This is a genomic window from Mycobacterium colombiense CECT 3035, from assembly GCF_002105755.1.
Lineage (GTDB): Bacteria > Actinomycetota > Actinomycetes > Mycobacteriales > Mycobacteriaceae > Mycobacterium > Mycobacterium colombiense.
The window spans coordinates 91,361-118,187 of sequence record NZ_CP020821.1; the positions used below are offsets into that span (position 1 = coordinate 91,361).

The 26,827-nt window shown below is 69.8% G+C and carries 26 protein-coding genes and 2 pseudogenes; 18 read left to right on the forward strand and 10 right to left on the reverse strand.

The annotated features are described in order from the left end of the window. Window positions 1–85: 85 nt before the first annotated feature. Window positions 86–1,087, forward strand: coding sequence for an NAD(P)H-dependent glycerol-3-phosphate dehydrogenase (locus B9D87_RS00470; protein WP_052002579.1), 1,002 nt, complete (start codon window positions 86–88; stop codon window positions 1,085–1,087). Between the two features lie 82 nt (window positions 1,088–1,169). Continuing rightward, window positions 1,170–2,315, forward strand: coding sequence for a D-alanine--D-alanine ligase family protein (locus B9D87_RS00475; RefSeq protein ID WP_007775489.1), 1,146 nt, complete (start codon window positions 1,170–1,172; stop codon window positions 2,313–2,315). Here B9D87_RS00475 and B9D87_RS00480 read toward each other — a convergent pair. Beyond that, a pseudogene (locus tag B9D87_RS00480) lies at window positions 2,312–2,871 on the reverse strand (DUF3515 domain-containing protein). The gene B9D87_RS00475 and the pseudogene B9D87_RS00480 overlap by 4 nt on opposite strands. A 143-nt stretch (window positions 2,872–3,014) precedes the next feature. Here B9D87_RS00480 and B9D87_RS00485 point away from each other — a divergent pair. From B9D87_RS00485 to B9D87_RS00495, 3 genes are read left to right on the forward strand one after another with little or no spacing between them, the layout of a single operon-like run. Next, window positions 3,015–3,968, forward strand: coding sequence for a thiamine-phosphate kinase (locus B9D87_RS00485; RefSeq protein ID WP_101896826.1), 954 nt, complete (start codon window positions 3,015–3,017; stop codon window positions 3,966–3,968). 41 nt (window positions 3,969–4,009) lie between these two features. Beyond that, window positions 4,010–4,693: a uracil-DNA glycosylase gene (locus B9D87_RS00490; protein ID WP_007775480.1), complete on the forward strand. Its 684-nt coding sequence runs from the start codon at window positions 4,010–4,012 to the stop codon at window positions 4,691–4,693. Window positions 4,694–4,698: 5 nt separating this feature from the next. Next, window positions 4,699–5,628, forward strand: coding sequence for an NADP-dependent oxidoreductase (locus tag B9D87_RS00495; RefSeq protein WP_040631738.1), 930 nt, complete (start codon window positions 4,699–4,701; stop codon window positions 5,626–5,628). 6 nt (window positions 5,629–5,634) lie between these two features. On the opposite strand, the gene B9D87_RS00500 is transcribed toward B9D87_RS00495, so the two are convergent. Genes B9D87_RS00500 through B9D87_RS00515 form a run of 4 tightly spaced genes read right to left on the reverse strand, consistent with a single transcriptional unit; the run spans window position 5,635 to window position 9,357 of the window. After that, the gene (locus tag B9D87_RS00500; protein WP_007775471.1) at window positions 5,635–6,465 is read right to left on the reverse strand and encodes an oxidoreductase; all 831 of its coding nucleotides are present in this window, start codon (window positions 6,463–6,465) and stop codon (window positions 5,635–5,637) included. Window positions 6,466–6,467: 2 nt separating this feature from the next. Continuing rightward, window positions 6,468–7,712 carry a hypothetical protein gene (locus tag B9D87_RS00505; protein ID WP_007775467.1) on the reverse strand — a complete coding sequence of 415 codons (1,245 nt, stop codon included), beginning with the start codon at window positions 7,710–7,712 and terminating at the stop codon, window positions 6,468–6,470. Next, window positions 7,705–8,910, reverse strand: coding sequence for a sulfotransferase family protein (locus B9D87_RS00510; RefSeq protein WP_007775464.1), 1,206 nt, complete (start codon window positions 8,908–8,910; stop codon window positions 7,705–7,707). Before B9D87_RS00510 ends, B9D87_RS00505 begins: the two co-directional genes overlap by 8 nt. A gap of 3 nt (window positions 8,911–8,913) precedes the next feature. Continuing rightward, window positions 8,914–9,357 carry a nuclear transport factor 2 family protein gene (locus B9D87_RS00515; protein WP_007775460.1) on the reverse strand — a complete coding sequence of 148 codons (444 nt, stop codon included), beginning with the start codon at window positions 9,355–9,357 and terminating at the stop codon, window positions 8,914–8,916. Window positions 9,358–9,452: 95 nt separating this feature from the next. Here B9D87_RS00515 and B9D87_RS00520 point away from each other — a divergent pair, with 95 nt between their 5' ends. Then, on the forward strand, window positions 9,453–10,343 hold the full coding sequence (locus B9D87_RS00520) for an SDR family NAD(P)-dependent oxidoreductase (protein WP_007775457.1): 891 nt from the start codon (window positions 9,453–9,455) through the stop codon (window positions 10,341–10,343). A gap of 2 nt (window positions 10,344–10,345) precedes the next feature. Further along, window positions 10,346–11,167 carry a mycofactocin-coupled SDR family oxidoreductase gene (locus B9D87_RS00525; protein WP_007775452.1) on the forward strand — a complete coding sequence of 274 codons (822 nt, stop codon included), beginning with the start codon at window positions 10,346–10,348 and terminating at the stop codon, window positions 11,165–11,167. 9 nt (window positions 11,168–11,176) lie between these two features. Here B9D87_RS00525 and rpmB read toward each other — a convergent pair whose 3' ends face one another. After that, on the reverse strand, window positions 11,177–11,371 hold the full coding sequence (rpmB, locus tag B9D87_RS00530; RefSeq protein ID WP_007775450.1) for a 50S ribosomal protein L28: 195 nt from the start codon (window positions 11,369–11,371) through the stop codon (window positions 11,177–11,179). Between the two features lie 371 nt (window positions 11,372–11,742). Here rpmB and B9D87_RS27875 point away from each other — a divergent pair, with 371 nt between their 5' ends. The 4 genes from B9D87_RS27875 (at window position 11,743) to B9D87_RS00555 (ending at window position 17,293) form a co-directional block, all read left to right on the forward strand. Beyond that, on the forward strand, window positions 11,743–12,489 hold the full coding sequence (locus tag B9D87_RS27875; protein ID WP_415623618.1) for a hypothetical protein: 747 nt from the start codon (window positions 11,743–11,745) through the stop codon (window positions 12,487–12,489). A 177-nt stretch (window positions 12,490–12,666) separates the two neighbouring features. Next, window positions 12,667–14,361: a DAK2 domain-containing protein gene (locus tag B9D87_RS00545; protein WP_085977885.1), complete on the forward strand. Its 1,695-nt coding sequence runs from the start codon at window positions 12,667–12,669 to the stop codon at window positions 14,359–14,361. Between the two features lie 2 nt (window positions 14,362–14,363). Beyond that, entirely contained in the window at window positions 14,364–16,583 is a 2,220-nt protein-coding gene (recG, locus tag B9D87_RS00550) for an ATP-dependent DNA helicase RecG (protein WP_007775442.1), read from the forward strand. Next, on the forward strand, window positions 16,580–17,293 hold the full coding sequence (locus B9D87_RS00555) for an HNH endonuclease family protein (RefSeq protein WP_007775441.1): 714 nt from the start codon (window positions 16,580–16,582) through the stop codon (window positions 17,291–17,293). Before recG ends, B9D87_RS00555 begins: the two co-directional genes overlap by 4 nt. A 6-nt stretch (window positions 17,294–17,299) precedes the next feature. Here the strand turns inward: B9D87_RS00555 and B9D87_RS00560 are convergent, their stop codons facing one another. Genes B9D87_RS00560 through B9D87_RS27880 form a run of 3 tightly spaced genes read right to left on the reverse strand, consistent with a single transcriptional unit; the run spans window position 17,300 to window position 18,563 of the window. Next, window positions 17,300–18,145 (reverse strand): aldo/keto reductase, encoded by an 846-nt coding sequence (locus B9D87_RS00560; RefSeq protein ID WP_007775438.1) that lies wholly within the window; start codon window positions 18,143–18,145, stop codon window positions 17,300–17,302. A 5-nt stretch (window positions 18,146–18,150) separates the two neighbouring features. Beyond that, on the reverse strand, window positions 18,151–18,315 hold the full coding sequence (locus B9D87_RS26930; protein ID WP_007775437.1) for a hypothetical protein: 165 nt from the start codon (window positions 18,313–18,315) through the stop codon (window positions 18,151–18,153). Next, the gene (locus B9D87_RS27880) at window positions 18,312–18,563 is read right to left on the reverse strand and encodes a hypothetical protein (protein WP_157373237.1); all 252 of its coding nucleotides are present in this window, start codon (window positions 18,561–18,563) and stop codon (window positions 18,312–18,314) included. The genes B9D87_RS26930 and B9D87_RS27880 overlap by 4 nt, the downstream gene beginning before the upstream one ends. A 23-nt stretch (window positions 18,564–18,586) precedes the next feature. On the opposite strand from B9D87_RS27880, the gene B9D87_RS00565 reads away from it, so the two are divergent. The 6 genes and pseudogenes from B9D87_RS00565 (at window position 18,587) to B9D87_RS27765 (ending at window position 24,342) form a co-directional block, all read left to right on the forward strand. Next, window positions 18,587–19,705, forward strand: a complete 1,119-nt coding sequence (locus B9D87_RS00565; protein WP_007775433.1) for an alpha/beta hydrolase — start codon at window positions 18,587–18,589, stop codon at window positions 19,703–19,705. Between the two features lie 101 nt (window positions 19,706–19,806). Beyond that, window positions 19,807–20,574 (forward strand): DsbA family protein, encoded by a 768-nt coding sequence (locus tag B9D87_RS00570; protein ID WP_007775432.1) that lies wholly within the window; start codon window positions 19,807–19,809, stop codon window positions 20,572–20,574. Then, complete coding sequence (locus tag B9D87_RS00575) at window positions 20,571–21,206, forward strand: vitamin K epoxide reductase family protein (protein WP_007775431.1); 636 nt, start codon at window positions 20,571–20,573, stop codon at window positions 21,204–21,206. The genes B9D87_RS00570 and B9D87_RS00575 overlap by 4 nt, the downstream gene beginning before the upstream one ends. 10 nt (window positions 21,207–21,216) lie before the next feature. Beyond that, entirely contained in the window at window positions 21,217–21,771 is a 555-nt protein-coding gene (gene rsmD / locus B9D87_RS00580; RefSeq protein ID WP_007775430.1) for a 16S rRNA (guanine(966)-N(2))-methyltransferase RsmD, read from the forward strand. A 110-nt stretch (window positions 21,772–21,881) separates the two neighbouring features. Then, window positions 21,882–22,364 (forward strand): pantetheine-phosphate adenylyltransferase, encoded by a 483-nt coding sequence (coaD, locus tag B9D87_RS00585; RefSeq protein WP_007775424.1) that lies wholly within the window; start codon window positions 21,882–21,884, stop codon window positions 22,362–22,364. Window positions 22,365–22,633: 269 nt separating this feature from the next. Beyond that, window positions 22,634–24,342, forward strand: a pseudogene (locus tag B9D87_RS27765) (thiamine pyrophosphate-requiring protein). 6 nt (window positions 24,343–24,348) lie between these two features. On the opposite strand, the gene B9D87_RS00595 reads toward B9D87_RS27765, so the two are convergent. Beyond that, complete coding sequence (locus B9D87_RS00595) at window positions 24,349–25,467, reverse strand: permease (protein ID WP_052002578.1); 1,119 nt, start codon at window positions 25,465–25,467, stop codon at window positions 24,349–24,351. A gap of 165 nt (window positions 25,468–25,632) precedes the next feature. On the opposite strand from B9D87_RS00595, the gene B9D87_RS00600 reads away from it, so the two are divergent. Continuing rightward, the gene (locus B9D87_RS00600; RefSeq protein WP_007775417.1) at window positions 25,633–26,700 is read left to right on the forward strand and encodes a hypothetical protein; all 1,068 of its coding nucleotides are present in this window, start codon (window positions 25,633–25,635) and stop codon (window positions 26,698–26,700) included. Window positions 26,701–26,827: the final 127 nt, after the last annotated feature.

The following is a 26,827-nucleotide window of genomic DNA, read 5'->3' on the forward strand; positions in this document are numbered from 1 at the left end:
AGCGGCCGCGCCTGCCGCGTGAGCAACACCGACCACGGACAGGGGGTGGTACGTGACCAGCGCATCAGCGGGTGCCGTCGCGGTCATGGGTGCCGGGGCGTGGGGAACGGCGCTGGCCAAGGTGCTGGTCGACGCGGGGGGACCGGAGGCCGGGGTCACGCTGTGGACCCGCAGGCCCGAGCTCGCCGAGCAGATCAACTCCACCCGGTACAACCCCGACTACCTGCCCGGCACCGAGCTGCCGCCGGGCATCCGCGCCACCGCCGACGCCGCCGACGCGCTGCGCGACGCATCGACGGTGTTGCTGGGGGTGCCGGCGCAGACGATGCGCGCCAACCTCGAGCGCTGGGCGCCGTTGATTCGCGCGGGCGCGACCCTGGTCAGCCTGGCCAAGGGTATCGAGCTGGGCACGCTGATGCGGATGAGCCAGGTCATCGTCTCGGTCACCGGCGTCGACCCTTCTCAGATCGCGGTGATCTCGGGGCCGAACCTGGCCAGCGAGATCGCCGCATGTCAGCCGGCCGCGACCGTCATAGCGTGCAGCGACTCGGGCCGGGCCGTTGCCCTGCAGCGCATGCTGAACAGCGGCTACTTCCGCCCGTACACCAACAGCGACGTGGTCGGCACCGAGATCGGCGGGGCCTGCAAGAACGTCATCGCCCTGGCGTGCGGGATGGCCGTCGGCGTCGGCCTCGGCGAGAACACCACGGCGGCGATCATCACCCGCGGCCTGGCCGAGATCATGCGGCTGGGCATTGCGCTCGGCGCCAAGGGCGCGACGCTGGCCGGGCTGGCCGGGGTGGGCGACCTGGTGGCCACCTGCAGCTCGCCGCGGTCGCGCAACCGTTCCCTGGGCGAACGGCTCGGCCGGGGGGCGACCATCCAGTCCCTGTTGGGCGGCACGCCGGACGGCGGCGACGGACACGTCGTCGAGGGGGTGACGTCCTGCGAGTCGGTGCTGGCGCTGGCCGCCAGTTACGACGTCGAGATGCCGCTGACCGACGCCGTGGACCGCGTGTGCCACAAAGGGTTGTCGGTCGACGAGGCGATGGCCCTGCTCCTGGGCCGCAGCACCAAGCCCGAATAAGCGGCGCCGAACGTATGAATAAGGCCAGGCAAAGGCCCGCCACCCGACCGGTTCGGGTGCCACCCGGTAGCCTCTTGACATTGTGAGTGCCAGCGAGCGGTCGACGCCGCACCCCGGCTCGCGGGGTGGCGATCGGGTGCGCGTCGCCGTCGTGTTCGGCGGGCGCAGCAACGAACACGCCATCTCATGCGTCTCGGCAGGCAGCATTCTGCGCAACCTGGACCCGGAGCGGTTCGATGTGGTCGCGATCGGCATCACCCCGCAGGGTTCGTGGGTGCTCACCGACGGCGACCCCGCCGCGCTGGCGATCACCGACCGCCAACTGCCCGAGGTGACATCGGACTCCGGAACCGAATTGGCGCTGACGGCCGATCCCCGGCGCGGCGGCGAGCTGGTCTCGCTGGCACCGGGCGCCAGTGAGGTGCTGGCGTCGGTCGACGTGATCTTTCCGGTGCTGCATGGTCCCTACGGCGAGGACGGCACCATCCAGGGTCTGCTGGAATTGGCGGGGGTGCCGTATGTGGGGGCCGGTGTGCTGGCCAGCGCCGCCGGCATGGACAAAGAGTTCACCAAGAAGCTGTTCACCGCCGAAGGATTGCCGGTCGGCGACTACGCGGTGCTGCGCCCGTCGCGCTCGAGGCTGGCGCCCGAGGAGTGCGAGCGGCTGGGCCTGCCGGTGTTCGTCAAACCCGCGCGGGGCGGCTCGTCGATCGGCGTGAGCCGGGTATCGAGCTGGGATCAGCTGGACGGCGCGATCGCCGCCGCGCGCCGTCACGACCCCAAGGTCATCGTCGAGGCGGCCATCGTTGGCCGCGAACTGGAATGCGGCGTGCTCGAAATGCCTGACGGCACAGTGGAAGCCAGTACGCTGGGCGAGATCCGGGTGGCCGGGGTGCGCGGCCGGGAGGATTCTTTCTACGACTTCTCCACCAAATACCTTGACGACGCGGCCGAATTGGATGTGCCCGCCAAGGTGGACGACGAAATCGCCGACACCGTGCGCCAATTGGCGGTCCGGGCGTTCCGGGCCATCGACTGTCAGGGGCTGGCCCGGGTGGACTTCTTCCTCACCGAGGACGGGCCGGTGCTCAACGAGATCAACACCATGCCGGGATTCACCACGATCTCGATGTACCCGAGGATGTGGGCGGCCAGCGGCGTGGACTACGCGACCCTGCTGGCGACGATGGTCGAGACCGCGCTGGCGCGCGGCGTGGGTCTGCGCTAACTCGGCGGGCCCGGGTCGATCGGCGCCGCCGGGATGCTGTGGTCGATCACCTCGGACAACCGCTGGATCGGCGTCGGGCCCGATCCGGCCGGCAGCGTGAGCGCCACATAGGTCCCGCGGTCCACCGCGTACCAGGTGGATCTGCCCGCGTCCCCGGCGGACTGCTGTTCGGCACGCACCTGGAACCACTGCACCCGGTCGACGGCCTGGATCGGGGATCCCAGGACGAACTCGGCCGGGCGGTCCAGCCCGCAGCGCAGCACCACCGGTTCACCGTCCGGCCCGCTGCGCCAGGCGGCGGCGCCCTGCGGGCCGGCTGCTCGAGGGGCGCGCGCTGGTAGTCCCCGAGCCGCTGCGGCAGCGCGCCCATCAGCGCCCGGCACGCGGAGCCGTCGGCCTGCGGCGCCGGAACCGCGGGAACGGCCACCGCACGCGGGGGCGCCTCGCGGGTGGCCGCGATGGCCAGGATCACGCCGATCGTCGCGACCGCCAGCGCGATGGCGACGAGGATCAGCGCGCGCGGCGGCCCGGCATCGGAGTCCGCCTCGGCTGTCACCGCCCCTACCTCCTTGTCTCGCTCACTACTATCGCCCTCGTTTACCCGGGTGCCAATTTATTCTCGGGCCGATACCGGCCCGGGTAGCCGCGGGGTTCCTCCGGTGCGGTCCGCGCGACCGCACGAGCCCTATCGTGGGTGGCGTGCAAGACGAATCGGGCGAGTCGCTGCGGCAACTCGGTGAGTTCGCGGTGATCGATCGCCTGGTCCGGGGTCGCGAGCAGCCCGCCGCGGTCGCTCTCGGGCCTGGCGACGATGCGGCGCTGGTGACGTCGGGCGACGGCCGCGTGCTGGTGTCGACCGACATGCTGGTGCAGGACCGGCACTTCCGGCTGGACTGGTCGACGCCGCACGACATCGGGCGCAAGGCGATCGCGCAGAACGCCGCCGACATCGAGGCGATGGGCGGGCGGCCGACGGCGTTTGTGGTCGCCTTCGGCGCCCCCGGCGACACTCCGGCGGCGAAGGTGGACGCCCTGGTCGACGGGATGTGGGACGAGGCCGACCGGATCGGTGCCGGCATCGCCGGCGGTGACCTGGTCGGTTGCCCGCAGTGGGTCATCTCCGTGACAGTGCTGGGCGACCCGGAGGGGCGCGCACCGGTGCGGCGCTCGGGCGCGAAGCCCGGTGCGCTGATCGCCGTCGCCGGCGACCTGGGCCACTCGGCCGCGGGATTCGACTTGTGGGGCAACGGCATTGACGGCTTCGAAGAGCTGCGGCGCCGGCATGCGGTGCCGCAGCCGCCCTACGGTCAGGGAGCGGTGGCCGCGGCCGGGGGCGCGCAGGCGATGATCGACGTCTCCGACGGCCTGATCGCCGACCTGCGCCACGTCGCCGAGGCGTCGGGAGTCGGCATGGATCTGTCCACGGCCGCGCTGGCCGCCGACCGCGACGCGCTCGGCGCCGCCGCGGCCGCCGTCGGCGCCGATCCCTGGCATTGGGTGCTGGGCGGTGGGGAGGACCATGCGCTGGTGGCGTGCTTCGCCGGCCCGGCGCCGGCCGGATGGCGCATCATCGGGCGGGTTCTGGACGGGCCGGCCCGGGTGCTGGTCGACGATCAGGAGTGGAGCGGCTACGCCGGCTGGCAGTCGTATTAGGGTGACGCGGTGACCGTTTACGCGATCGCGAAGAGCCGATGATGACCGCGCGTCCGTTGGGTGAACTGGTCGAGCCGGGCTGGGCGAGTGCGCTGCAGCCGGTGGCCGACCAGGTGGCCGAGATGGGGCAGTTCCTGCGGGCCGAGATCGCGGCCGGGCGCAGGTACCTGCCGGCGGGACCGAATGTGTTGCGCGCCTTCACCTATCCCTTCGACGACGTCAGGGTGCTGATCGTCGGGCAGGACCCGTATCCGACACCCGGACACGCTGTGGGGCTGAGCTTTTCGGTGGCGCCCGAGGTGCGGCCGCTGCCGCGCAGCCTGGCCAACATCTTCCAGGAGTACACCGCGGACCTGGGCCATCCGCCGCCCTCGTGCGGTGACCTGACGCCCTGGGCCCAGCGCGGCGTGCTGCTGTTGAACAGGGTTCTCACGGTGCGCCCCAGTAATCCCGCCTCGCATCGCGGCAAGGGCTGGGAGCCGGTGACCGAATGCGCAATCCGGGCCCTGACACAGCGGTCACGTCCGCTGGTGGCGATCCTGTGGGGCCGCGACGCCTCGACTCTCAAACCGATTCTCGCCCAGGGTAATTGCGTAGCCATCGAGTCGCCGCATCCGTCGCCGCTGTCGGCGTCGCGCGGGTTCTTCGGTTCGCGCCCGTTCAGCCGCGCCAACGAGCTGCTGGCCGGGATGGGCGCCGACGCGATCGATTGGCGCCTGCCGTGACCGAGATGACCGCGCTGCGGGCGCACCGCCGCGGCGGCCCGGAACAGCTGGTGCTCGAACGGGCGCCGATGCCGGTGCCGGCCGCCGGCGAGGCCTTGGTGGCCGTGCATGCGGCCGGGATCACCTTCGACGAGTTGACGTGGGACGAGACCTGGATCCGCGACGGGGCCAGCCGCGTCCCGGTGATCCCGTCGCACGAGGTGTCGGGCGTCGTCAAGGCGGTTGCCCCCGACGTCACGGATTTCGCGCCCGGCGCCGAGGTGTACGGGTTGATCGGATTCGACCGCGACGGCGCCGCGGCGGATTTCGTCGCCGTGCCCGCGGCCGACCTGGCCACCAAGCCGTCGACGGTGTCGCATGCCGTGGCCGCCGCGCTGCCGCTGGCCGGCCTGACCGCACTGCAGGCGTTGGTCGACCACGCCGCGGTGCGGCCGGGAGAGGCCGTCCTGGTGACCGGAGGCGCCGGGGGAGTGGGCCTGTTGACGGTTCAGCTGGCCGCGATGCTGGGCGCGCGGGTCACCGCGACCGTGCGCAGCGACACCGCCAATCTGCTGCGCGGCTGCGGCGCGCAGCGCGTGATCGACGTGCGCACCGAGGCTTTCGACGACACCGGCGCCGGTTACGACGTCGTCATCGACACGGTGGGCGGCCAGACCGTGGAGCGCTCGTTCGCCGTGCTGCGCCGCGGCGGCAGGCTGGTCACCTTGTCGGCGCCCCCTCCGGCCGGCAGGGCCGACGAGTTCGGCGTCACCGCAAGCTTCTTCATCGTCACGCCGAATCGCGATCAGCTCGACGAACTCGCCGCGCTGGTGGACAGCGACCGGTTGCACGTCGCGATCGCCCAGACCTTCGGCCTCGACGACGGCCGCGAGGCGTATGAAAGCCGTGACGGCGGCAGGCGCGCCGGCAAGACGGTCCTCATCGTGCGCGACTGAGTGGGATCACGAGTCCGCGAAATTCACGTCCTTCGTGACTGCCTTCCACTCCTCGATCGACGCCGACATCGCAGTGATCTTGTCCCGCATGGCCTTCAGCACGTCACGGCCCAGCAACAGCCGCAGCGGCGGTTCGTCGAGCGTGGTCACCATCAGCACCGCGTCGGCCACCTTCTTCGGATCGCCGGGCAGGTGCTCGGCGAATTGCTTGATCAGGTCCTTGCGCGCGGCCACGTCGGCATAGTCGGGGATCGGGCTGCCGGATTCCTTCATCGACCGCGTCGCCCAGTCGGTGCGGAACGCGCCCGGCTCGATCGCGGTCACCTTGATGCCCAGCGGGCGCACCTCGGCGGCCAGCGCCTCGGTCACCGCCTCCAGGGCGAACTTGGTCGACGAGTAGTAGGCGTTGGGCGGGTTGGCCACCAGACCGGTCATCGAGGAGATGTTGATGATGTGGCCGGACCCGCGGGCGCGCATGGCCGGCAGCACCGCCTTGATCATGTCGACGGCACCGAAGTAGTTGACGTCGAACAACTTTCGAACCTCTGCGTCCTCGCCCTCTTCGACCGAGGACAGGTAGCCGTGGCCGGCGTTGTTGACCAGGACGTCGATGCCGCCGAACGCCGCGTCGGCCGCCGCCACCGCCGCCGCGATCTGGTCCGCTTCGGTCACGTCCAGGGCCACGGCAAGCGCGCGCTCGGGGAATTCGTCGGCGATGTCGGCCACCGCCTCGGCCCGCCGCGCGGTCACCACCACGCTGTGGCCGGCGTGCAGGGCGGCGCGCGCGATCTCGCGCCCAAAACCGGTGGAGCATCCCGTGATCAGCCAGCGCGTCATGGTCAGATCGTCCCTTCCGGCAGGCGACGCAGATAGGCCTCGCGCCGCCGCGCCAGCTCGGTGGCCCGCCGCTGCTCGCTCACCCGCGGCAGGTGCGGCACCTCGGCGTCGAGCCGGTCCAGTTTGACCACCCGTCCGCGTGCCCCGAGATCTTCGCGGGGACCGGTCTCGCCGAACTCCGCCATCCGCAGCGTCAAGATGGCCTCGCGCAGACCGTCGGAGTCGATCCAGTTCGCCACGCCGGGATCGACGGGCGAGATCACATACGTGTACGAGCCGTCCTCGCCTGCCACCGACTGCGACTTGTTGAGGCTGCCGGTGCGGTCGACGAGATCGAGCGTGGTGCCCCAGATGTTGCTCAGCGGCACCGTGAAGTATTCGGCGCCACCGTCGTTCAGGTCGACGACGAAGGCCTCGTCGGGGGCGAGGTCGAACCGGCCCATGACGTACACCTGGTTGCGCATCGCGCCGACCTTGTCGGCCGACCACGCCAGGTTGAAGTGGTTGGCCGGCATCTTGTAGACGCCGTGGCTGAGCTTGCCGGTGAAGTTCGCGAAGTAGTCCATCATCGCCGCGGTGGCCTCGGCCTGCTCGTCGAGCGTGCGCGCCGGGGTAGCCGGCGGGCCGCCGAGCCGTTGCACCTCAATGTGATTGGGATCGTCGCGGCCCCAGTCCAGCAGCACGTCGCGGATGTAGAACTCGTGGGCTTCGGCGGTGGTCTGCACGTGGTTGGGCCGGCCGTTGGCGGGTTCGGAGTCGACGGTGATGGTGTAGCCGCCGTCGGAGTCGACCGCCATGGTGCGGCCGTTGAGCACCGCGACGGTGGCCATGTGCGCGTCCCACAGCGTGAAGTAGTTCTCGGTCATCCGGTGTTCGCCGACCCGGCCGTGGATCTCGTAGCGCTCGTCGCCCGAGATCGGGATCACCCGGTACACGCTGTCGGGATTGTCGATCCCCCAACGCGATCCGGGGATGCGGCGGCCGTCCACCGGGTGCGCGAGCCGGGTGATGCAGCTGACCTTGGGCCGCAGCTTGTCCTGGTTGGACGACCACACCGCCGCCGAGAACATCACCTCGGCGAACGCGTCGTCGAATCGTTCGCGCATCGCGTCCGAGGCCTTGGCCCGGCCGAGCCAGGTCTGCGCGACGCGTCGGTAGGCGGCCCTGACGGTCGGGTGCTCGGTCAGGTCGAGGGCCGCCAGCTCCTGTTCGTGCTGGGACGCCGTTGCGACCGGGTGGTCAGGCATGTGCTGTTCCTCCGATGTGCTGTCGAAAACGCCTGTTGTACAACGCGAATCGCTCGTCGACCTGCTCGGGACGCAGGCCGTAGTCCGCCAGCCCGTAGGGCGGGCGCGCCAGCTCCGGGGGGCGGTGCGCCAGCCAGCGCCGCATCGCCTCCTCGGCGTCTGCCGTCAGCGCCAGCCCGATGGCGTCGTAGACACGGGCCACCTGACCGATCGGGTCGGCCACCGCCTCGTCGAATCCGATATCGGTGACCACCGCACCCTCATCGGTCCAGCCGTCGCGGATCGCCATCGCCCGATCATTGGTCCAGCCCATCCGCTGCAGCCATTGCGCGCCGACCCGGTCCGCGTCGACGGTGTCGGCGTGCATCGCGTGCAGGGTCGCATTCAGGCTGGCCCCCGACGCGATCGTGGTGCGCGGGTCGCGATGCATGTGCACGATGTGCAGATCCGGGAACTGCGCCCGCAGTAGGTCCAGATACCCAAGGTGCGCAGGCGATTTGAGCACCCATCGTCGGCCCTGCACGCCACGCTGCCTCTTCTGCCACTGCAGGAACCGCAGCATGCGGTGCAGATAGCGGTAGGCGGGGGAGAAGTCCTGCCCGTCGAGCCAGGACCGGTAGTGCGGCAGGTGCGCGCCCGACTCCGGGACGTGCGACAGGAACGCGTCGGCCAGAAAGACGATCTCCTCCTCGGCCTCCCGCGCGTACATCGGGTGGATGGCGAACAATTCGGGCGCCAGTTCGCGCGATTTCGCTTCGCGCGCTTCACTGATCGCGATGCGCGGATCGGCGGCCCCGGTGAACCGATGGTCCAGCCGCGGGGCGGCCTCGACGACTTCCCAGCCGTACGCGCAGACGAAGCGCGGATCCGCGGCCAGCAGCCGCTGCAGCAGCGTGGTGCCGCTGCGCATCATTCCCACGACGACGATCGGCGCGGCCACTCGCTCGTCGAGGATCTCCTGATGCCGGCGGATCCACTCCTGGGTGCGCAGCCGCATGCGCAGGCTGTGCACGATGCCCGACCGCAGGATGTGCGTGCCGACGGCGTTGAGGTCGGCGCGGGCATAGTCGGCCAGCAACACGGCCAGCGGCCCCTCGAATTCGCCGGGACCCCAATCGGTGAGGTCTTCCTTGCGCTGCGCGTCGGCCAGCACCGCGGCCGGGACGAAGGGGCCGTCGGACGCGCGCGCGGATGCCACGGGTCAGAACTTCAGATGCCGGCTGACGTCGCCGACCTGGTCGACGAACATGGTGCGGCTGTCGAAGCACCAGGCCCCGTCGACGCGGTGGAACGTGTCCTGGTAATGCCCGGTCACGATGACCTGCAGCGGCAGTTCCGGGGTGGCCTGGGTGACGCAGTAATACGAGGTGCTCCGCGCGGTCCCGGCCACCTCGTCGATGTAGAGCTGGACGTTGGTGGTGTTGTGTTTCGTCTTCGGGGTGCCGTCTTCGTAGATCCGCGTGGCCATGTCATACATCTCGCGCACCCGGGCGGAGCCGGCGAACACCGTCTCGGGCGGGCCGTCCTGGACCCCGCAGATGCGGCCGTGCTCGAAGAGCCGGGCCACCCCGTCCAGGTCGCCGCCGTCGAGAAGCTGCGCATACGTGTAGATGAGGTTGGTGATCTCGGTGGCGCTGTCACTCATTGTCGAACCGCCTCGGGAGTCTTCCGCTCTGTTCCGCAACAATGTTGGCAGAACCGGTCCAACTTACATAGAACCGACCATTACTCTGGATCGCCGTGACCTTACCGTGGACGCCGAGCCGGCTCGGCAACCTGACCGGCAAACGCGTGATCGTGACCGGAGCGACCAACGGCGTCGGGCTCGGCACCGCGCGTGCGCTCGCCAAAGCCGGTGCGCACGTGATCCTGGCGGTGCGCAACACCCAGCTCGGCGAGCAACGCGCCACCGAAATTGGCGGCTCGACTGCCGTGGTCAAGCTCGACCTCGCCGACCTGTCGTCGGTGCGCGCGTTCGCCGCCCAAATCCACGAGCCGGTGGACATCCTGATCAACAACGCCGGTGCCCTGACCGACCGGCGCACCGACACGGTCGACGGCTTCGAGATGACGCTGGGCACCAACCTGCTCGGGCCCTTCGCCCTGACCAATCTGCTGCTGGGCAAGGTGCGCTCGCAGGTCATCAACGTCGGCTCCGACGCGCACCGGTCGGCCACGCTGCGGCTCGACGACCTGCACCTGCGGCAGCACAAGTGGACGCGGTTGGGCGCCTACGCGCAGTCCAAGCTCGCGGTGATGCTGTGGGGGCTGGAGCTGGACCGCAGGCTGCGCGCGGCCGGGTCGCCGATCGTCACGCAGCTCACCCATCCGGGCTGGGTGGCCTCCAACCTGTCGAACCTGGGCGACTCGCCCCTCATGTCGCTGGCCCACAAGGGTGTCAAGCTGGTGGCCGACCGGCTGGCCAACGACATCGACGAAGGTGCGGCGCCCACGCTCTACTGCATCAGCGAGCCGATCCCGCCGGGCAGCTACGTCGGCGTCAGCGGCAGGTTCGGGCTGCGCGGCGGCCCGGTGCTCATCGGTCGCACGGCGCTGGCGTGCGACTACGACACCGCCGGACGCTTGGTGGCCTTCGCCGAGCGCGAGACCGGCACGACACTGGAGGTGTAGTCATGGGTGAATTCGACGACAAGGTTGCCGTGATCACCGGCGCCGCGCGCGGCCAGGGCCGCAGCCACGCCGTCGCGCTGGCCGAGCGGGGCGCCGACATCATCGCCGTCGACATCTGCGCCGATCTCGAGGCGATCCCCTACGCCCTGGGGACCAAGGACGATCTCGAGGAGACGGTACGGCTGGTCGAAGCCGCCGGCCGCAAGGCGGTGCCCGTGGTCGCCGACGTGCGCGATCTCGCACAGCTGGAGGCCGGGGTGCAGGGCGGGATCGACGCCGTCGGAGAGGTGGACATCGTCATCGCGAACGCGGGCGTGGTGGCGATCGGTGACACCGACGCCCACTCCGAGCCGGTGTTCAACTCGATCGTGGACACCAACCTGAAGGGGGTCTGGCACACGCTGCTCGCGACGGTGCCGTCGATCATCCGCAAGGGACGGGGCGGCTCGGTCGTGATGATCAGCTCGTCGCAGGGTCTGACCGGCCGGGGCGGCGACGGCAGTTCCGCGATGTTCGCCTACGCCGCATCCAAGCACGGCGTGGTGGGGTTGATGCGTTCGGCCGCGAATGCCTATGCGCCGCACAAGATTCGGGTCAACTCGATCCACCCGGCCGGCGTCATGACGCCGATGATCCTCAACGACTTCGTGGTCAACCGGATGCTGGAGAACCCGAACCCCGCGGTATCCCAGATGCTGCTGCCGGACGTGCCGCTGGTCGAAGCGCAGGACGTGACGGAGGCGGTGCTGTGGCTGGCCGGCCCGAAAGCCCGCTACGTGACGGGCGTGTCGGTGCCCGTCGACGCCGGGCACATCGTGATGTAGCTGCGGCCTCTAGCCCCGGACGACCTTGCCGGCCTTGATGCAGGACGTGCAGACGTTCAGACGCTGCTTGTTGCCGCCCGGGCGGGTGACGACGTGCACCGTCTGGACGTTCGGGTCCCACCGGCGGCTGGTGCGGCGGTGGGAGTGCGACACCGACTTACCGAAGCCGGGGCCTTTCCCGCAGATCTCGCACACAGCGGCCATTGTTCAAGCTCCTCAAATCTCGGGGGTCCGGCAATCTGGCCGGGACAGCCCAGGTTCACCCGGGCTCAACCAGAATACCGACTGTGGTGGCAACCACCAAAACGGTCACCACCGGCTTCGCCGGCTCGCGGCAGGTCGGCTGTGTGCTGGAGCCCCTGGCACCGCCGACATCGAGTCGATCACAGTTACCGGCCGGATCGGGGTTGCGCGGGCGAACCGCCGTTAGGATGGCGTCGCCGCCGATGGTCGGCGCGGTCGCGTATCAGGCGCGGACGGTGCGCTGACTTGGCTGAAGTCTTCTTCCCGGTGGTGCCGGCCCGCGCAGAGCTGCGGATGAGGCTGGGAAGCAAATATCGGCAGGCTTGAGGGGAGTGCGCGGAGTGGTTGCGCGCGCCGAAAACACCGCTGGTTGCGCCCGCGTCGACAGCCGACGGGGCTTTCCGGCGGGCGTACGACGGTTAACAGCACGGTGGCGGCGGGTCGCGGCGGCCTATCTGGTGGTGACGGCGCTGGGCAGCATCGCCATCGGCGGCACCTCGGGTAACACCCCGGCCGGCGGTGGCGGGCTGGGACCGAAAGCGGCGTGGGCCGGCCAGGCCGGCAACGCAGCGTCGTGGTGGCAACCCGACGGTCGCCGGGCGGCGGTGCAAGAGGTTGTCGCCGTCCGCGGGATCCAGCTGCGGGAGGTCGCATTCGACGGTCGCGAAGCGTGGCCGGACGGACCGGACGCGGTGCGCGGCTACCTCGAAGAGGCGCTCACCCGGATTGGGATCACCGACGCGCCGGCCCGCGGCCGTTGGATCGAGGGAATGATGACCATCGCCGATCACGAGGCGCAGTTCCACTCGAACGCCATCAACCTGTCGGACAGCAACGCCTACGGGCCGCCCCAACTCGACGGAGGCCCGCTCCACGCGACCCGGGGACCGTGGCAGGTGATGCCCGATACCTTCGCGGCTTTTCACCAGGCGGGCACGTCGAACTCGGCATGGGATCCGGTGGCCGCCGCGTGCGCGTCGATCAACTATCAGATGAGTCGATACGGGGTGAGCCGCGACGGCAGCAATCAGCGCATGCTCGTGGGGCAGGCCAATCCCGGTATCAGGCAGGGCTATTAAGCCCGCGCGCGGTTTATCCTTGCGGGGGTGAATGGCGTCGAGGGCTCCCTCGATCAGATGGATCTGATGCTCGCTGCTCAGGCTTTCGCCACGGCGCCGAGCAACTGAAGGCAGCGGCTCCATCGCACGGCTACGCTGGCGCCCACCCCGGAATTCGTGCGGAGGAGGTGGGTCACCCTGGGCACCGCTGACACGTCGCAGGATCGTCTCCTCGACGCGATCACCCTGCGCGACTGGGCGCACACCGCCGTCAGCGACCTGATCACGCACATCGACGAGATCAACCGGCTCAACGTCTTCCCCGTCGCCGACTCCGACACCGGCGCCAACATGCTGTTCACCATGCGTTCGGCGCTGGCCGAGGCCAAGGTGGGCGCCGGCGCCGACGGCTCGACCTGCGTAGCGCGGACCGCGGCGGCGCTGTCGGCGGGCGCGCTGAACGGCGCGCGCGGCAATTCCGGGGTGATCCTCTCGCAGATCCTGCGCGGCATCGCCGACGCCACGGCGTCGGCCGCGGCCGACGCCGGGGGCGAGCTCGCCCACATCGACGCCGGCGTCCTCGCCGCGGCGCTGCAGCGCGGAGTGGAGTTGGTGATCAGCTCGATGGGCGGGGAGGAGGTCCCCGGGACCATCGTGTCGGTGCTGCGCGCGGCCGCCGGTGCGGTGGCGCAGTGCGCCGGAGACGGGCTGGTGCCTGCGGTCATCGCCGCCGGCGACGCGGCGGTGGTGGCGCTGGAAAAGACCCCCGAACAGCTCGACGTGCTGGCCGACGCCGGTGCCGTGGACGCCGGCGGGCGCGGTCTGCTGGTGCTGCTGGACGCGTTGCGCTCCACCATCGCCGGGCAGGCGCCGGCCCGCACCGTCTACGAGCTGTCACCGCGAGCGCCCCAGCCGGAGGCGGCCGCACAGCGCCCGGCGCCCCAGTTCGAGGTGATGTACCGGCTGGACGGCTGCGAGCCCGCGGCCGCGGACACGCTGCGCGACCGGCTGGGGGAGCTGGGTGATTCGGTGGGAATCGCCTCCGCCCCGTCGTCGGCGCAGCGGACCTACTCGGTCCACGTGCACACCGACGACGCCGGCGCCGCCGTGGAGGCGGGACTGGCCGCCGGGCGGCTCAGCCGGATCGTCATCTCGGCGCTGAGCTCCGGTACTCCCGGGCTGCCCACCGGCGGCTGGACGCGGGAGCGCGCCGTGCTGGCCGTGGTCGACGGCGACGGCGCGGCCGACCTGTTCGCCGGGGAGGGCGCCTGCGTGCTGCAGCGCGACCCCGCGGCGGACGACGCCGTCACCAATATCAGCGCGCACCAGCTGATGCGGGCCGTCGTCGACACCGGCGCCGCCCAGGTGATGGTGCTGCCCAACGGCTATGTGGCCGCCGAGGAGCTGGTGGCCGGCTGCACCGCGGCCATCGGGTGGGGGATCGACGTGGTGCCGATCCCGACCGGGTCGATGGTGCAGGGCCTGGCCGCGCTGGCCGTGCACGAGACCGACCGGCAGGCGGTGGACGACGGCTACACCATGGCGCGCGCCGCCGGTGCGGCGCGGCACGGCTCGGTGCGCATCGCCACCGAGAGCGCGTTGACCTGGGCGGGGCGCTGCCACCCCGGCGACGGCCTGGGCATCGCGGGCGACGAGGTGCTGATCGTGGCCGCCGACGCGGTCGGGGCCGCGATCGGCCTGCTCGATCTGCTGCTGGCCTCCGGCGGTGACCTGGTCACGGTGCTGCTGGGCGCCGCCGTCGACACCGACGGCGACGCGGGCGCGGTCGGCGACATCCTGGAAGAGCACATGCACGACCACCATCCCGGGACCGAACTGGTGATCTACCGCACCGGCCACCACGGTGACGCGCTGCTGATCGGGGTCGAGTAGCGATGGTGTCGCTGACCGACCGGCTGGACTTCGTCGTGGGCGCCAAGGCCGCCGAATCGCTCGACGAGGTGTTCGGCATCCGCACCGTCGACGACCTGTTGCGCCACTACCCGCGCAGCTACACCGAGGGCGCGACGCGGTGGGACGCCGACGGCGAGCGGCCCGAAACGGGCGAGCACATCACCATCATCGACACGATCGCGGAAACCAAGACGTTCCCGATGAAGAAGACCCCGAAGAAGTTGTGCCACCGCATCACCCTGGGCGCTGGGCGCAACAAGGTGACCGCGACGTTCTTCAACGCGAATTACCTGAAAAAGGATCTGACCGAAGGCACCAAGGTGATGCTGTCGGGGGAGGTAGGGTTCTTCAACAACGTCATGCAGCTGACCCACCCGGCGTTCCTCATCCTCGACTCCCCGGATGGGCGTAACCGCGGGACCCGATCTCTGAAGAACATCGCCAAGGCCTCGGGCGCGACCAGCGGTGAGGAACTGTTGGACGCTTACGAACGCCACTTTTTCCCGATCTATCCGGCCAGCACGAAAGTGCAGAGCTGGGACATCTTTTCGTGCGTGCGCCAAGTGCTCGACATGCTCGACCCGGTCCCGGATCCGCTGCCGGAGGGCCTGCGCGCAAAACTCGGCCTGGTCTCCGAAGACGAGGCGTTGCGCGACATCCATCTGGCCGAGAGCGAGCCGCGGCGGCAGCGGGCGCGGGAGCGCCTGACCTTCGACGAAGCCGTCGGCCTGCAGTGGGCGCTGGTGGCCCGCCGCCACGGGGAGCTGTCGGAGTCGGGCCCGCCGGCGCCGCCGCGCACGGACGGTTTGGTCGCGGAACTGTTGGGGCGCTTGCCCTTCGAGCTGACCGCGGGGCAGCGCGAGGTGCTCGGCGTGCTGACCGACGAGCTGGCGGCGACCCGCCCGCTGAACCGCCTGCTGCAGGGCGAGGTGGGGTCCGGCAAGACGATAGTCTCGGTGCTGGCGATGCTGCAGATGGTCGACGCCGGCTACCAGTGCGCGCTGTTGGCGCCGACGGAAGTGCTTGCCGCGCAACATCTCCGGTCGATTCGTGACGTGCTCGGTCCGTTGGCGATGGCGGGCCAGCTCGGCGGTGCCGACAACGGGACCCGGCTGGCGCTGCTGACCGGTTCGATGACCGCCGCGCAGAAGAAGCAGATCCGCGCCGAGATCGCCGGCGGCGAGGTCGGCATCGTCGTCGGCACCCACGCGCTGCTGCAGGACGCGGTGGAATTCGACAACCTGGGCATGGTGGTGGTCGACGAACAGCACCGCTTCGGCGTCGAGCAGCGAGATCAGTTGCGCGCCAAGGCCCGTCCCGGCGTGACCCCGCACCTGCTGGTGATGACGGCGACACCGATTCCGCGCACGGTCGCGCTCACCGTCTACGGCGACCTGGAAACCTCGACGCTGCGCGAACTTCCGCGCGGCCGCCAGCCCATCACCAGCAACGTCATCTTCGTCAAGGACAAGCCGGCGTGGCTGGACCGGGCGTGGCAGCGCATCACCGAGGAGGTCGCCGCCGGACGCCAGGCCTACGTGGTGGCGCCGCGCATCGACGAGAGCGACGACCCGGGCGATCAGGAGCCCAACGGCAGGGCCCCGGAGACCGCCGAGGGCCTGTATGCCCGGCTGGGCTCGGGGGAGCTGGCCAACCTGCGGCTGGGCCTGATGCACGGGCGGCTCTCGGCGGAGGAGAAGGACGCCGCGATGGCGGCCTTTCGGGCCGGCGAGGTCGATGTGCTGGTGTGCACCACCGTCATCGAGGTGGGCGTCGACGTCCCCAACGCCACCGTCATGTTGGTGATGGACGCCGACCGGTTCGGCATCAGCCAGCTGCATCAGCTGCGCGGCCGGATCGGCCGCGGCCGCCATCCCAGCCTGTGCCTGTTCGCCAGCTGGTCCGCGCCGGGTTCGTCGGCCGGCCGGCGGCTGAAAGCGGTGGCCGGGACGTTGGACGGTTTCGCCCTGGCCGACCTCGACCTCAAGGAACGCCGGGAGGGAGATGTGTTGGGCCGCAACCAGTCCGGCAGGGCGATCACCCTGCGGCTGCTGTCGTTGGCAGACCATCAGGAGTTCATCGAGGCGGCCCGGGACTTCTGCGTCCAGGCCTACACCGACGACAGCTCCAACCCCGGCCTGACCGTGCTGGCGGCGCGATTCACCGACACGGACCGCATCGAATATCTGGACAAGTCGTGAACCGCAAAGTGCTGCTGTGGCTGGCCGCGGCGGCGGCGCTCGCGCTGCTGGTGGCCTACCAGACGGTGGGCTCCTCGACGGCCCGGCATTCGGCCGAATACGCCGCGCGCGCCGACGTTCCGACGGTGCAGCCCGGCACCGATGTGCTTGCGGGCGTCGCCGTGGTGCCGCTGCGCCAGCACCGCTATGACTACCTGCGGTCGGCATTCGGCGACGCCTGGGACGACGACAACGATGCCCCGATGGGGCACAACGGATGTGACACCCGCGACGACATCCTCAACCGCGATCTCGTGGACAAGACCTACGTGTCGGTCAAGCGGTGCCCGGACGCGGTGGCCACCGGCACGCTGCACGACCCCTACACCAACAAGACCATCGCGTTCCAACGCGGGCCCAAGGTCGGCGAATCCGTTCAGATCGACCACATCGTCCCGCTCGCCTACGCCTGGGACATGGGCGCCAGCGGCTGGCCCGCCGCCGAGCGGCTGCGCTTCGCCAACGATCCGGCCAACCTGCTGGCCGTCGACGGGCAGGCCAATCAGGACAAGGGCGATTCACCACCGGCGCAGTGGATGCCGCCGAACGCGGCGTTCGCCTGTCAGTACGCCATGCAGTTCATCGCGGTGCTACGGGGTTATTCGCTGCCGGTGGACCAGGCCTCGACCGGCGTGCTGCGGCAGGCCGCGACGACCTGCCCGACGGGATAGCCCCGCTTAGGCGCCTTCGTAAGTCTCGGGGTCGGGTCGCAGCCGAGTGCCGTCGTTGAGCCCGTTGATGGCGTCCATGTGCTCGTCGGCCAGCTCGAAGTCGAACACGTCCAGGTTGGAGGCGATGTGCTCGGCGTTGGCCGACCGGAAGACGACCGCGTTGCCCAGCTGCAGGTTCCACCGCAGCAGCACCTGCGAGGCGGTCTTGCCGTACTCGCCGGCGACCGAATTGACCGTCGGGTTGTCGTTCAGCTTGCCCAACGCCAGCGGCGTGTAGGACTGAGTGAGGACGTTGTGTTCGGCGTTGGTCTTGCGCAGCGCCGCCTGGTTGAGCAGCGGGTGCAGCTCGATCTGGTTGACCGCCGGCGTGACGAACGTGAGGTCGATGACCGTCGTCAGGTACTCGTCGGTGAAGTTCGAGACGCCGATCGAGCGGGCCTGACCGTTCCCGCGGGATTGAATCATCCCGCCGAAGGAGTTCACGTAGGTGCCCAGGGCCGCGGCCGGCCAGTGGATCAGGTAGAGGTCGACGTAGTCCAGGCCGAGGCGCTCCAGACTGGCGCTGCAGGCGTCCATCGCTTTCTGGAAACCCTGGTCGGCGGTGGCCAGCTTGGTGGTGACGAACAGCTCCGCGCGAGGAATGCCGGACGCGGCGATCGCGCGCCCGACGGCGGCCTCGTTCCCGTAGACCGCGGCGGTGTCGATCAACCGGCAGCCCACTTCCAGCGCCGCCGACACCGCGCGTTCGGTCTCGTCGTCCGACAATTCCGCGACGCCGAGACCAAGGGCCGGAATCGTGTTTTCGTCGTTGAGAGCAATTGAGGGTAAGGCGGAGCCCGACTCGCCGGCCAATTCATTCACCTGCCTGTGAAATTGAAGGTTCGAGATTGTGCACCGAGCCGGGTTCCGTCATCGCGCGAGAGATCAACGCCGTTCGGCGCCGAGTTCGAGGCGCTCAGTTCGATATCGAACACGTCGAAGTTGCTCGCGGTGCGATGAAAGCTCACCGGCTTGGGGATCACGATATTACCGAGTCGGAAAATGCAACCTGATCAACACCTGGGCAGGTGTCTATCCGTGCCTTCTGCACCGAGTACGCCACCCCGTACAGTGAGTCCCGCGGCACACCGGAATCGGCGGCCGTGGCGATGTCGATATGCCGGTGACAGAATGCCGCGCCGACCGCCTGTTTGGTGGCCGCCGGGGCCGGTAAGCCTCGAGGCGATGGGTAGCGGTAACCGAATGACCGTTCGTCGTCGAGCGTCAGCACGTGTTGTTGTAAGGGGGTTGCCCATGACCAGGCCTCTGTCAGGCGCACCGGAGCTCGAGGTGGGCGCCGCCCGCGCCTCGGTGCCGCTCGCCAGTCGCATCCAGGGCGCCGTCACCAACGTCGGGGCCAAGGTCATCCCGTGGATCCCGACCGCCATCCGTCGGGGCCTGGTCCGCGGCCGTTCGGTCATCATCGACGGCAACACGCTGGATCCGACGCTGCAGCTGATGCTGTCGGGCCTGCGCGCCGTCGGCATCGACGGCCTGGTCGTGGACGACGACCCGCAGGCGTCGCGCGCGCAGATGCGCGAGTCCACCGTCGGATTCCCCGGCCCCCAGATCCACGTCGACGTCGACGAGCTGTCGCTGCCCGGTCCGGCCGGCGACATCCCGGCGCGGCACTACCGTCCGGCCGGCGGCGAGGAGGCGCCGCTGCTGGTCTTCTATCACGGTGGGGGCTGGTCGATCGGCGACCTGGACACGCACGACGCCCTGTGCCGGTTGACCTGCCGTGACGCCGGCATCCACGTGCTGTCGGTCGACTACCGCCTGGCGCCCGAGCACCCGGCGCCGGCAGCGATCGACGACGCCTATGCGGCCTACACCTGGGCCTGCCGGCACGCCGGCGAACTCGGCGCGACGCCGGGACGGGTCGCGGTCGGCGGTGACAGCGCCGGTGGCAACCTGGCCGCGGTCGTCAGCCAGCTGGCGCGCGACGAGGGCGCCCCGGCGCCGGTGCTGCAATGGCTGATCTATCCGCGCACCGACTTCACCGCCAAGAACCGGTCGCTGACGTTGTTCTCGCGCGGCTTCCTGCTGACCAAGCGGGACATCGACTGGTTCGAATCGCAGTATCTGCGGCGTTCGGAGCTCGACCGCACCGACCCGCGGGTGTCCCCGGCGCTGGCCGAATCGCTGACCGGGCTGGCCCCCGCGCTGATCGCGGTCGCCGGCTTCGATCCGCTGCGCGACGAGGGCGAGAGCTACGCCGAGGCGCTGCGGGCCGCGGGGGTGGCGGTGGACCTGCGCTACCTGGGTTCGCTGACCCATGGCTTCGCCAATTTGTTCCAGCTGGGTGGTGACAGCATGGTCGCGACCAGCGAGCTGATTTCGGCGCTGCGCGCCCACCTGAGCCGGGCCTGATCCCTTGGCCGGCCGCCGCCGGTAATCTAGAGGCGCTTTGTCCGATCGCTTTGTCCGCAGCCGGGCAGACCGACAACTCGTACCGAAAGATCAGGGAACCCGTGGCCGACAAACCCAAACGTCCCCCGCGATTCGACATGAAGTCGGCCTCCGGCGGTAGGTCGAGCCGGCTCGTCCAGATCGGCGGCACCGCATTCGTGGTGATCTTCGCGGTCGCCCTCGTCTTCTACATCGTGACGTCGCACCACAAGAAGACCGGCCCCACCGGCGCCGGCGACACGGTCCGCGTCACGTCGAGCAAGCTGGTCACCCAGCCGGGCAGCAGCAACCCCAAGGCCGTGGTGACGTTCTACGAGGACTTCCTGTGCCCGGCGTGCGGCAACTTCGAGCGCACCTTCGGGCCGACGGTCTCGCGGCTGATCGACCTCGGCGCCATCGCCGCCGATTACAACATGGTGTCGATCCTCGACAGCTCGCGGAACCAGAACTACTCCTCGCGCGCGGGGGCCGCGGCCCTGTGCGTCGCAGACGAATCCCAGGACGCGTTCCGGCGTTTCCACTCCGCGCTGTTCAGCACCGACATTCAGCCGAGCGAAACCGGCAAGACCTTCCCCGACAACGCGCGATTGATCGAACTCGCCCGCGAGGCCGGGGCGGCCGGCAAGGTGCCGGACTGCATCAACAGCGGCAAGTACCTGTCAAAGGTCACCGGCGAGGCGGCGGCCGGGCACATCAACGCGACACCGACCATCAAAATCAACGGTGACGACTACGACCCGTCGACGCCCGACGCGCTGGTCAACAAGATCAAAGAGATCGTGGGCAACATCCCGGGCATCGACGGCGCGGTCGCGCCGGCGGCCATGTGACCGGTGCGGTGTCCACAGCAGCCGCCGACCTGAGTCCGGATACGTCGCGCGCGCCGCAGGTGCCGGCGCTCAGCGCCTGGTGGGTGCTGATCGCCGGCCTGATCGGCCTGGCGGCGTCGATGACGCTGACGGTCGAGAAGATCGACATCCTGCTCAACCCGTCGTACGTGCCGTCCTGCAACATCAACCCGATCCTGTCCTGCGGCTCGGTGATGATCACGCCGCAGGCGTCGCTGTTCGGCTTCCCCAACCCGCTGCTGGGCCTGGTGGCCTTCACCGTGGTGGTCGTCACGGGGTTACTGGCGCTGACGAAAGTGACTCTGCCGCAATGGTATTGGGTGGGACTGACGGCCGGGGTGGCGGTCGGTGCGGTGTTCGTGCACTGGTTGATCTTCCAGAGCCTGTACCGCATCAACGCGTTGTGCCCGTACTGCATGGTGGTCTGGGCGGTCACCATGTCGCTGCTGGTGGTGGTCGCCTCGATCGCGTGGCGCCCGGCGCTGCAAGACCGCCAGACCGGCCCGGCGTGGGTGCTCTTCCAATGGCGATGGTCGATTGCCGCGCTCTGGTTCACCGCGGTGTTCCTGCTGATCATGGCGCGGTTCTGGGACTACTGGTCGAGGCTGCTGTAGGTAGCTGCAGGTGACCCGGATCATTGGCGGCGCGGCGGGGGGCCGCCGCATCGCGGTCCCGCCGCGCGGCACCAGGCCCACCACCGACCGGGTCCGCGAGTCGCTGTTCAACATCCTGACAGCGCGCCTGGAGCTGACCGGGCTCAGCGTGCTGGACCTCTACGCCGGCTCGGGCGCGCTGGGATTGGAGGCGCTGTCCCGCGGCGCCGCCGCCGCACTCTTCGTGGAATCCGACCCGCGCGCCGCATTGGTCATCGCCCGCAACATCGAAACGCTGCGCCTGCCTGGCGCGACGCTGCGCCGGGGAGCGGTGGCGGCCGTGCTGTCGGCCGGCGCCACGGCCGCGTTCGATCTGGTGCTGGCCGACCCGCCCTACGGCATCGACACCGCGGAGGTCGAGGCCGTGCTGGCGGCCTTGGCCGCGCACGGCTGGGTGCACGGGGGCAGCGTCGCGGTGGTGGAGCGGGCGACCGGCGCAGCGCCGCTGGATTGGCCTGCCGGGTGGTCCGTGTGGCCGCAGCGGGTTTACGGCGACACCCGTCTGGAGCTGGCCGAGCGTCAGTGAGGTCGGCGTGTACCGTCATTCGTCATGGCGCCGCCCCTCAGCATCGCTTCGCACTGCGTCGTCTCGGCGCGCGTCATGGCGAGACGACCCGTTCACCCCGGAGCGCCCGCATGAGCGGCGCGGTGTGTCCCGGTTCGTTCGACCCGGTGACGTTGGGTCACATCGACGTCTTCGAGCGCGCGGCGGCTCAGTTCGACGAGGTGGTGGTGGCGATCCTGACCAACCCCGCCAAGAAGGGCATGTTCGATCTGGACGAGCGGATCGCGATGATCAACGAATCGACGACGCACCTGCCCAACCTGCGGGTGGAAGCCGGGCAGGGTCTGGTGGTGGACTTCGTCCGGTCGCGCGGCATGACCGCCATCGTCAAGGGGCTGCGCACCGGCACCGACTTCGAATACGAGTTGCAGATGGCGCAGATGAACAGGCACGTCGCGGGCGTGGACACCTTTTTCGTCGCCACCGCCCCGCGCTACTCGTTCGTGTCGTCCTCGCTGGCCAAAGAGGTCGCGATGCTCGGTGGTGACGTGTCAGAACTGCTGCCCGAACCGGTGAATCGTCGCCTGCGCCAAAGGCTTTCGGATAAGTCCTGACCCGGCTGCCCGACGCCGGAAGCCCGGCGCGGCAATCGGATCGACGATCCCGGCCACGGCCTGGAGTATTCGTGCACGCAGCGGGTACCCGAGTTCTCCGTCGATTGGCCGTGAGTCCCTCGCAAGGGGCGGTCGACGGGTTCGAGCGCGCCACGGGCAACCCAGTCCACCGGAAAAGATCGCAGACGCCCACGCAGAACGTATCTTGAAGGTCTGATCCGGAGGAGGGGGTACGCGAGGTCGCCGACGTCGATAGGAGAACGGCAGCCATGATGGTAGACAATCTGTTCGACGTACCCGAGGCCGCGGCCGATCTGGTCGCGCTGCTCGCCGACGAGGGAGTCACGCACTTCTTCATCAACCCCGGAACGGATTCCGCGCCGATCCAGGAGGCGCTGGCGGCGGCGCGCGCCGCCGGCACGCCGAGCCCGCAGGCGGTGTTGTGCGTGCACGAGAGCATCGCCCTGGCGGCCGCCATCGGCCACCACATGGCCAGTGGCCGCCCGCAGGCGATCATGGTGCACGTCGACGCCGGGACGCTGAATCTGGGCTGCCAGCTACACAACGCGCAGCGCAACGGAACTCCGGTGGTGATGTTCGCCGGGCGCACTCCGTACAGTTCGGCGCCGCAGGTGCGCGGTCATCGCGATACCTACATCCATTGGCAGCAGGAGCAACTCGACCAGCCGGGCGTGGTGCGCAACTACGCCAAGTGGCACATGGAGGTGCCGCGCGGCCGCGAGCTGGCCCCGATCGTGCGCCGGGCATTCCAGGTCGTCCAATCCTGCCCGTCCGGTCCCGCGTACGTGATGCTGCCGCGAGAAGCCTTGATGGAGCCCGGCGCCGGTGCGTTGCCGCGCCGGCTGCAGCCGGCCGTACCCCCCGGCCCGGACCCGGGCGCCCTCGGACGGTTGGCGGGAATCCTGGTGGCGGGCAAGCGGGTCGTCATCGTCACGGCCCGCACGGCCGCCGACCCGGGGACCGCGACCGTGCTGGGCCGCATCGCCGAGCTGCTCGGAGCGCCGGTGATCGATCAGGGCGACCGCGCCAACCTGCCGCCGGGGCATCCGCTGCACGTGGTGGGCGACGCCACGCCGCTGGAGAGTGCCGACACGGTGCTGCTGCTGGACTCCGAGGTGCCCTGGGTGCCGTCGGAACTGGCCCGCCCGCGGACGCGCGGGTGGTGCAGATCGACGGGGATCCGGTCAAGCCGAGCATGCCGCTGTGGTCGTATCCGGTCGAGGTCGCATTGACCGCCGACACCCGCGTGGCGTTGCTGCTGCTCGAGCAGACACTGTTGCGGCTGGCCAACGACGAGCTGCGGGAGAAGTGGGCCGCGCGCCGGCAGGCGGCGGAGGCCGAGACCGCCGAACGCGGCCGCGACGCGATCCGCCGCGCCGCCTCCGACCGGCCGGCGGATCTCCCCGATGCGATGCTGGCCGCGCTGGCCGGCGCCCTACCCGACGACGCGGTCGTGGTCCAGGAGGCTGTGACCAACCGGGCCGCCGTGGCGCGGCAGGTGCGCCGGGCGCCCGGGCACCTGTTCGACACGGGCGCACCGGCTTTGGGCTGGGCGCTCGGCGGCGCCTTCGGGGTCAAACTCGCCCGGCCGGAGGCGCCCGTCGTCGCCATCTGCGGTGACGGATCGTTTCACTTCGGCGTGCCCACCGCCGCGTTGTGGTCGGCACATCGCCACGGCGCGCCGTTCGTGACGGTCGTCTTGAACAACCGGTCTTACCTGGCCTCCAAACTGCCGGTGATGGGGCTGTACCCGGACGGAGTGTCCGTGCGGGAGAACGACTTCGGCGAAACGCGGCTCACCCCGGACACCGACTACGCCGCCCTCGCCAAGGCGTGTGGCGGCAGCGGACGCAGCGTGCACACGCCGGCGGAGATGAGCGATGCCGTCAAATGGGCACTCGCCGAGGCCGAACAGGGGCGTTGCGCGGTGCTGGACGTGCGGTTGCCGGAAGCCTGACGCCGGTCAGTGGTGATGTTCGGATTCGCCGGCGCCGGGCGAGCCGCCCATCATGCGCACCATCGGCAGGCCCCCGGAGGTGACGAACCGGGCGACCAGGATGGCCGCGAGCGCCAGGAACGCGATGTTGAGCCAGGTCGTGTAGTTCCACGAGATCGACGCCTCGATCACCGTCGCGTTGCGCTGAGTGGGAATGAGATGGGTTGTGCCGAAGATCAATTCGACCAGATACCCGGCGGCGACCATCGCGGCGTAGAAGGTACCCAGCAGCGTCAGCATCATCTTGGTGCCGTAGTACTTGCGGTAGATGTTGAGGATCGGAAGGATCAGCAGGTCCGCGTAGATGAATGCGATGACGCCGCCGAAGCTGATGCCGCCGTTCCACAGCACCGCTGCCAGCGGGACATTGCCGATGGAGCACACGAAGGACACGATCGCCACGATGGGCCCCACGATCGGTCCCCATAACGCCGAGAGGCCCGGGTGATCGGCCAAAAAGAAGACCTGCCAAAACTTTTCGGGGACCCAGGCCCCCACGGCGCCCGCGATCAGCAGGCCCAGGACGAGGTCGCGCAGGATCGCCAGCCACTCCATCACGAATACGTGCGAGACCGACGTCAGGCCCGCGGGGGAGAACAGCCGTCGCCAGAACGAGCCTTCCCCCTGGATGGACATGTCCATGGCGGCGTGGCCTTCCATCGAGCCGGCGATTCCCCGCTCGGCCTGCTCGCGGGCGGCGTCGACGAGCCGTGACCGCACGAACAGCCGGAACAACACGGCCAGCACCACGATCATCAGCGGCCCGCCGACGAACTCGGCGGCGGTGAACTGCCAGCCCATCAGCAGCGCCAGGATGATGCCCAACTCCACCACCAGGTTGGTGGAGCCGATTTCGAACGCCATCGCGGCGGTGAAGTCGGCGCCCTTGCGGAACAGGGACCGCGCCAACGCCACCGCCGCGTACGAGCACGACGACGACGCCGCACCCAGGCCGGCCGAGATCGCCAGCGTGCGCGGGCGGTCGTCGCCCATCAGCGCCACGATCGTGGAGCGGCGCACCACGGCTTGCACCACCGCCGAGAGGGCGAAGCCCAGGATCAGCGCCCACAGGATTTCCCATGTCATCGAGCCCGCGAGCGTCAGGGCGTGCCCGACCGCTGATAGCACCGTCACTGTGTCCTCCTGCGGGAAACGAGTCGTTTCGGGGGCCGCCGGACCCCAGTGCGGAGTATACCCCTCGGGGGTATAGGTGACGGGCGAAACGTCGCCGTTTTTGCAAGACTCCACCCCGTGTGGATCCGACTGCTCGGTGCGCCGTGGTGGCAGCGGTGGCTGGTGCAGTTGTGCGTCGCCGTCGTCTGCTTCGGCCTGATCGCCCCGTTTGCCGCGCCGCACCTGATGGCCGGGATGCGCTGGCCCTGGCGGCTGCTGTTTGTCGGCGGTGCCGCCGTCTTTTTCGCCGCACTGATGGCGGTGTCCACCCGGCGGGCCTCCCGCGAGTATCGGGCGGCCACGCGCGGCCTTGACCGTGCCGAGCGATCGCGGGCGATCCGGGCGAGCCTGCGTGGCGAGGTGCCTGCCGGCACGGCCGTCGTGGCGGCGGCGCTGCGCATCGGCGCCATCCGGCTCGGGCACGGCCGGTCGACGCCGAACCGCATCGCCGTCACGTACGGCCTGCTGTTCGCCGGCTGGCTGCTGCTCACCGTCGGGGGCGTCTCCACGAACGCCACTCGCCAGACCGTGCTGCAGGGCACGTTGACCGTGTTGGTCGGCATCACCGGATTCCGTAGCTGGTTCGTTGCGCGCCGCGTCGAGCGTCGAGTTGCGTTGTTGCAGAGCGTATTAGAGCGTACCCCGGATGGGGTCGCCGCTCTCGCCGCGGTGCGGCGTGACACCCGCCGCCCACGCGACCAGTGGCGGCCGTCCGTGGTGCTGGTCACCGGCATGGTGCTGGTGGTCACCGGGGCGTTGGCGACGGTGTACCTGGCTCACCGCCCGCCGGCCGATTGCCGCGCCGTCGCCGACATGGAGCGGTTCGTGATCGCGCGTCGCGACATGCTCGACCCGGCCTTCATCTCCGCGGACAGCGGCGGGCCCGGTCTGGGCGACTACCAGGAGTGGAGCCGGCGACTCCGGGATTACGCGGCGAGCGTTTCGGCCCCCGACGTCGCGCCCCACGTGCGCAGCGTCGGCGATCTGTCCGATCAGGCCGTGGCAGTGGTCCGAGCCGCGCGGGCCGACCCGGTCGATGCGCAGGCGCCATCCCAACAACAGCGCCGGGGCTCCTATGCCGACATCATCGGCAAGCTGCTCGCCGAATTGAAGGCGCTCGACGCCGCGTGCCCGGCTCGGCGATGAAGGCTCGGATAGTGCCCCCGCCGCTCGCGACCTAGACTCGCTGGCAAATAGCCGGGACCCGGCAACGAAGATAAATGAACCACCCCGCGCGGTCGTCGTGGCCGCGCTAACAGCGTGAACGGGCGCT